This window comes from Methylophaga sp. UBA4204, assembly GCF_002379485.1.
Lineage (GTDB): Bacteria > Pseudomonadota > Gammaproteobacteria > Nitrosococcales > Methylophagaceae > Methylophaga.
Genome location: NZ_DFTU01000093.1, coordinates 16,394 through 22,375 on the forward strand (window position 1 = coordinate 16,394; position 5,982 = coordinate 22,375).

The 5,982-nt window shown below is 46.7% G+C and carries 6 protein-coding genes; 2 read left to right on the plus strand and 4 right to left on the minus strand.

The genetic code is table 11. The features are described from left to right. Positions 1-479: OmpP1/FadL family transporter (locus tag B3182_RS13990; protein ID WP_292753163.1), on the plus strand; the 479-nt coding region annotated here is incomplete at its 5' end. A gap of 2 nt (positions 480-481) precedes the next feature. After that, on the plus strand, positions 482-2,296 hold the full coding sequence (locus tag B3182_RS13995; RefSeq protein WP_292357552.1) for an AMP-dependent synthetase/ligase: 1,815 nt from the start codon (positions 482-484) through the stop codon (positions 2,294-2,296). Here the strand turns inward: B3182_RS13995 and folC are convergent. The 4 genes from folC to B3182_RS14015 form a co-directional block, all read right to left on the minus strand. Next, a complete protein-coding gene (gene folC / locus B3182_RS14000; RefSeq protein ID WP_292357554.1) occupies positions 2,288-3,592 on the minus strand; it encodes a bifunctional tetrahydrofolate synthase/dihydrofolate synthase in 1,305 nt (434 codons plus the stop codon). The two genes, B3182_RS13995 and folC, sit on opposite strands and share 9 nt — an antisense overlap. Before the next feature lie 10 nt (positions 3,593-3,602). After that, on the minus strand, positions 3,603-4,460 hold the full coding sequence (accD, locus tag B3182_RS14005; RefSeq protein ID WP_292357556.1) for an acetyl-CoA carboxylase, carboxyltransferase subunit beta: 858 nt from the start codon (positions 4,458-4,460) through the stop codon (positions 3,603-3,605). Positions 4,461-4,479: 19 nt separating this feature from the next. Continuing rightward, positions 4,480-5,307 (minus strand): tryptophan synthase subunit alpha, encoded by an 828-nt coding sequence (gene trpA, locus B3182_RS14010; protein ID WP_292357558.1) that lies wholly within the window; start codon positions 5,305-5,307, stop codon positions 4,480-4,482. A gap of 10 nt (positions 5,308-5,317) precedes the next feature. Then, the coding region (locus B3182_RS14015) for a pyridoxal-phosphate dependent enzyme (RefSeq protein ID WP_292753166.1) at positions 5,318-5,982 on the minus strand (665 nt) is incomplete at its 5' end.

Consider the following 5,982-nt stretch of genomic DNA (forward strand, 5'->3'; position numbering starts at 1 on the left):
CCTTGCCTGAATCGGCATCCATCGCTCTGATTCACCAATTAAATTCACAGTGGTCCGTTATGGCCGATGCCAGTTGGACACGTTGGAGTCGCTTTGAAGAATTACGTATTAATTCTGATGTGAGGTCATTAAATTCTGTTAAAGAAGAAGACTGGGAAAATTCCATGCGCTATGGGCTTGGCGTGGAATATAAAGCTAATGACCGTTGGTCCTGGCGCGCTGGCGTCGCCTATGATGAAACACCGATTCCCAATGCACAACGTCGAACACCCCGTATTCCGGACAGTGATCGTACCTGGTTAGCTTTGGGGGCAAGTTATCACTACAGCGAAAATATAATTTTGGATGCTGCCTATTCGCACATATTTATGAAAGATACCAGCATCGATGATACTGATTCAAATGGAAATCAGTTACTAGGAAGTTATAAAAATTCAGTTGATATCGTCGGCGTTCAATTACGCTGGCTCTTTGATTAATTATGTCCGCTGCTCATGATTACATTTCTCCGGATCAGGCTCGGACGCTGTACGGCTTAGCTTGTGAACGGATAAAAAGAAGTCCTGATAAAGATGCCTATGGCTTTTTTGATAATGATAAGAAAAGCTGGGAAAGTTTAACTTGGCAACAGGTTGCTGACGAAATAACCCACTGGCAACAAGCGCTGCAACAGGAAAATCTGCGTAAGGGTGATCGGGTTGCAATCAATTTACGTAATAGCAAAGAGTGGATATTTTTCGATCTGGCAGCCTTAAGTCTGGGGCTGGTAGTGGTGCCACTTTACCCCGATGACCGGCCGGATAACGTTGCGTATATATTACAGGATGCTGATGTACGTTTATTGTTAGTAAACAGCTCCAGACAATGGTCAGCCATTCAAGCCGTATTACCCGAAGAACATTCTGTCAAACGAGTGCTGCTGTTCCATGATGAATCGACAACAGATAACGAATCCTCCACGATATCGCTGCAGAACTGGCTTGATACAGCTTTTTCTGCTGAGTTGAAACTACCCCACTGTGCACCAGAACAATTGGCATCGATTATCTATACTTCTGGCACCACTGGCCGATCTAAAGGGGTCATGCTCAGCCATCATAATATGTTGTCGGTGGCCTATGGTTCGTTGCAGTTTTTTGAAATCCTGCCTGATGATATTTTCTTGTCCTTTTTACCACTATCACACACATTGGAACGAACTGGCGGCTATTATCTGCCGATGATGGCTGGTTCAAAAGTAGTTTTCTCTCGCAGTATTCCCCTGCTTGCTGACGATATGCGGCAAGTCCAACCCACCATCATGATTGCTGTGCCCAGAATTTTCGAGCGGATTTATGATCGGGTTCATAAACAACTTGCTGAAGGCAGCTGGCTTAAACGTCGAATTTTCAAACTGGCGGTGAAGGTCGGTTGGAAACGCTTTCAGTACCAACAGGGTCGGAAATATTGGTCGCCATCTCTGCTGTTATGGCCATTGCTGCATAAACTGGTTGTGAGCAAATTTCATCAGCGTCTTGGCGGCAAACTGCGTTTAGCTGTCAGTGGTGGTGCTGCTTTACCCACCCACGCCGCTAAATTGTTTATTGGATTGGATTTAGTTCTGCTGCAGGGTTATGGCCTGACTGAGACCAGTCCGGTGATTAGTGTTAATGAACCTTCCAGTAATGATCCTGGCAGCGTAGGACGCGCTATTCAGGGTGTAGAAGTCCGTATTGGCAAGGATGAAGAGCTTGAGGTAAAAGGTCCGGGCAATATGCTGGGCTATTGGAATAATCATAAAGCAACGGCACAGACGATTGATGCTGATGGCTGGCTGCATACCGGTGATAAAGCCCACATCAGCGAAAGCGGACATATTTATATTATTGGCCGAATCAAAGATATTCTGGTGCTCAATAATGGCGAAAAAGTCCCGCCTGCCGATATTGAAGCCGCCATAGTCAGCAATGGCCTGATTGATCAGGCGTTAGTCGTTGGTGAAGGGCAACCTTATTTGGCCGCTTTACTGGTGATTAATGGCGAAAGCTGGCCGCAGATTGCGCAGCAACTCGGTTTGGATCCCTTGCAGAATGAAAGTCTTGGCTCAAAAGTTTTACAGCAGCATTTTGTCCGCTTACTCAGACAGTGGTTATTTGAATTTCCGGCCTATGCCAGGATTCGGCGAGTACATCTGACTTTGCAACCCTGGACGATTGAAAATGGTTTGCTGACGCCTACTTTAAAAGTTAAACGTGCGCTGGTTGAGCAAAGGTATGATAAGGAAATTAAGGCCCTGTATCACGACACCTCAAGCTGAGGCAGATAACGGCTCATTAATGAAATCTGGGATATGCCGCATGATGGCTTCTACTGTGTGGAATGAGCCAAAAATTAAGATACGGTCCCCTTCACTAGCATTAGCTAAAGCCAAATCATAGGCCTGTTCCACTACTTCACTGGTATGAATGCGATCATTGGAAATTTTACCTTGCAGGCCAGTTGCCAAATCTTCTGCAGACTGCCCTCTGCTTCCATTTAAGCCACCAAGAAACCAATTATCTATCACTGGAATCAAGGCATCAAAAACCGCTTGGCTGTCTTTATCACGCAACATGGCGATCACCGCATGGGTTTTGCCATGACAAGGAATTTCCGTTAATAGTTTTGCCAGATTTTCAGCACCCTGTTGATTATGTGTTACATCAAAAATATGGGTAACGGGTCCATCAATCATCTGAAACCGGCCAGCGAGTCTGACGTGAGCCAACCCATCACGGATGGCTGTTTCATTGATTTTTCCCATTCCGGAATCTTTCAGCAGGCTGATGACCTGTAGCACAGCCGCGCTGTTCTGAATCTGATAACACCCCAGTAAGGCCGGCATCGGTAATCCCGTGAACTGATAATCGGCATTTTGCCAATGCCATACATTTTTATCAGATTGAGCATTGAAATCTTTGCCAGCAATATACGCTGGCGAGCTTAATTTCTGAGCGCTCTCAATAACGGTGACTGGCGGAGAATGTTCACTGCAGACGACAGGGTTGTTTGCCCGCATTATGCCGGCTTTTTCAATACCAATCTTTTCCCGGGTATCGCCAAGCCAAACTGTATGATCCAGACCTATCGGCGTAATCAGCGCAATATCGGCGTCAAACAGATTCACCGCATCAAGCCGTCCGCCCATACCAACTTCCAAAATCGCGATATCAATATTCTGTCTACAGAAGATATCTGCTGCAGCGAGCGTGGCAAATTCGAAATAGCTCAGAGAAATGTCACCACGTGCGGTATCAACCCGCTCGAAAGCTTCACATATCTGTTGATCAGTCGCCGTTTGACCATCAACTAAGATGCGTTCGTTATAACGCAACAGATGTGGCGAAGTGTAACAGGCTGTTCGATAGCCGGCAGCTGAGAGTATAGAGGCCAATAATGCAACAGAAGAGCCTTTACCGTTGGTGCCGGCAACCGTCACCACCCGAAAAGGCAGTCTGTTGTCGTCATACATCTGCTGCCAGACAGCACGCACCCGATCCAAGCCGGGATCTATCTCAGTAAAATGTAGCTTTTCCTGCCATGCCAGCCACTGTGGCAAGCTATTAAATCGCATAAACTATGGTTTAAACAGCAATACGATTTTGCATCATGGTTAACAGATTATTCAGACGATCGCGCATTTCACGGCGATCAATAATCATGTCGATGGCACCATGTTCCAGCAAAAACTCACTGCGTTGGAAACCTTCAGGTAATTTTTCACGAACGGTCTGTTCGATAACGCGTGGACCAGCGAAACCAATTAAAGCTTTTGGTTCAGCCACATTAACATCACCAAGCATTGCCAGACTGGCTGAAACACCACCCATGGTGGGATCGGTCATCACCGAAATAAACGGGATGCCAGCCTCTTCAAGCTGTGATAAAACAGCACTTGTTTTAGCCATCTGCATCAGTGAAAACAAGCCTTCCTGCATGCGCGCTCCACCACTGGCGGAAAAACATATCAACGGAAGTTTCTTGGCCAAGGCAACCTTTGCAGCTCGGACAAACTTTTCACCGACCACGGAGCCCATTGAACCACCCATAAAACCAAAATCAAACGCAACCACCACAACAGGTAAGCCTTTAAGCGTGCCTTGCATGGCTAAAAGTGCATCGTTCTCACCGGTATTTTTTTGTGCCTGGGTAATACGATCACGATAACGTTTACTGTCTTTGAATTTAAGAGTGTCGACAGGTTTAACTTCGGTACCAATTTCCTGGCGATTATCTTCATCCAGAAAACTTTTCAGTCGATCACGGGCATTTATCCGTTGATGGTGATCACATTTGGGACATACCATCTGGTTACGCTCAAGCTCAGCCCGATAAAGCACATTGTCACATGCTGGACACTTGCACCAGACACCTTCAGGTACCGAGCGGCTGCGGCCACTGGTGCGGATTTTCGATGGAAGTAATCTTTCAAACCAACTCATTTTGTCACCTTATCGCTTATTAGGCCGAGACGCTGGCTAAATCACGCGCATTAATTGCATGACGCATTTCAGCTAACAGACTTGCTACTGCTGCGGGTAATTCCTGTGGACGATTGGAATGTTCTTCTATGCAACGTACCAAAGTACTGCCCACGACAACAGCATCAGCTACTTCCGCGACAGCTGCGGCTGAGCGGCCATCTCTGATACCAAAACCCACACCAACCGGTAACGAAGTGTATTTACGAATTTCTTCCAGTTTGGCGGTTACTTCATTAATTTCCAATGCGGCAGCACCTGTCACACCTTTGATCGAAACATAGTAAATAAAGCCTTTGGCATGTTGGGCGATTTTCTGCATACGCTCTGCCGATGTCGTTGGCGCAACCAGGAAAATCGTATCAATATCATGCCCGTCCATCAGCCGCAGGAATTCATCAGACTCTTCTGGTGGCATATCAACAGTCAATACCCCATCCACCCCGACAGCCTGGGCTTTTTTGGCGAATTTTTCATAACCCATTGCTTCAAGAGGATTGGCATATCCCATCAACACAAGTGGCGTATGGTTATTTTTCTCTCTGAACTGTTTTACCATATCCAGAATTGAATCCAGCGTGACATCATTTTTCAACGCCCGTTCACAGGCTTTTTGGATTACAGGACCATCCGACATGGGATCAGAGAAAGGCACACCCAGTTCGATAATATCGGCACCGGCATCCACCAAAGCATGTAACAGTGGAACGGTTACCCATGGTTCAGGATCACCTGCAGTCACATAAGGGATTAAAGCAGTTTGCCCATCTGCCTGAAGATTTTTAAAACATTCTTTAATACGACTCATTTTATATTCCTCAGAAATTCAGACCAGCCATGGCTGCAACCGTGTGCATGTCTTTATCACCACGCCCTGAAACATTAATAAGAATACTTTGATCCGCTGACATCGTTGGGGCTAATTTTGAAACGTAAGCCAGTGCATGGCTGGTTTCCAGAGCCGGAATAATGCCTTCAGTGCGTGTCAGTTCATGGAAAGCATCAAGGGCCTCAGTATCCGTAACAGTAACGTATTGTGCGCGGCCGATATCTTTCAACCAAGCATGTTCAGGACCAACACCAGGATAGTCCAGTCCGGCTGAAATGGAATGGGTTTCGGTAATTTGTCCCGCAGCGTCCTGAATAAGGTAAGTGCGATTGCCGTGCAATACGCCGGGAGTTCCGGCAGAAAGTGGAGCTGAGTGCTGCCCTGTCTGCAGACCATGACCAGCACCCTCTACGCCAATCATTGCAACGGATTCATCTTCAATAAATGGGTAGAACAGGCCAATTGCATTCGACCCTCCACCGATACAGGCAACCAGTGTATCGGGTAGTTTGCCAGTGGTATTGATCATTTGCTGACGGGCTTCACGACCAATAACTGATTGGAAGTCCCGCACCATTGCTGGATAAGGATGAGGGCCGGCAACCGTACCGATAATATAAAAGGTGTCATCCACATTGGTAACCCAGTCACGCA

Excerpts from the sequence above, each read along its gene's own strand:
- trpA (WP_292357558.1), bottom strand. The coding sequence starts at position 5,307 with ATGAGTCGTATTAAAGAATGTTTTAAAAATCTTCAGGCAGATGGGCAA.
- folC (WP_292357554.1), bottom strand. The coding sequence starts at position 3,592 with ATGCGATTTAATAGCTTGCCACAGTGGCTGGCATGGCAGGAAAAGCTA.
- accD (WP_292357556.1), bottom strand. The coding sequence starts at position 4,460 with ATGAGTTGGTTTGAAAGATTACTTCCATCGAAAATCCGCACCAGTGGC.
- B3182_RS13995 (WP_292357552.1), top strand. The coding sequence starts at position 482 with ATGTCCGCTGCTCATGATTACATTTCTCCGGATCAGGCTCGGACGCTG.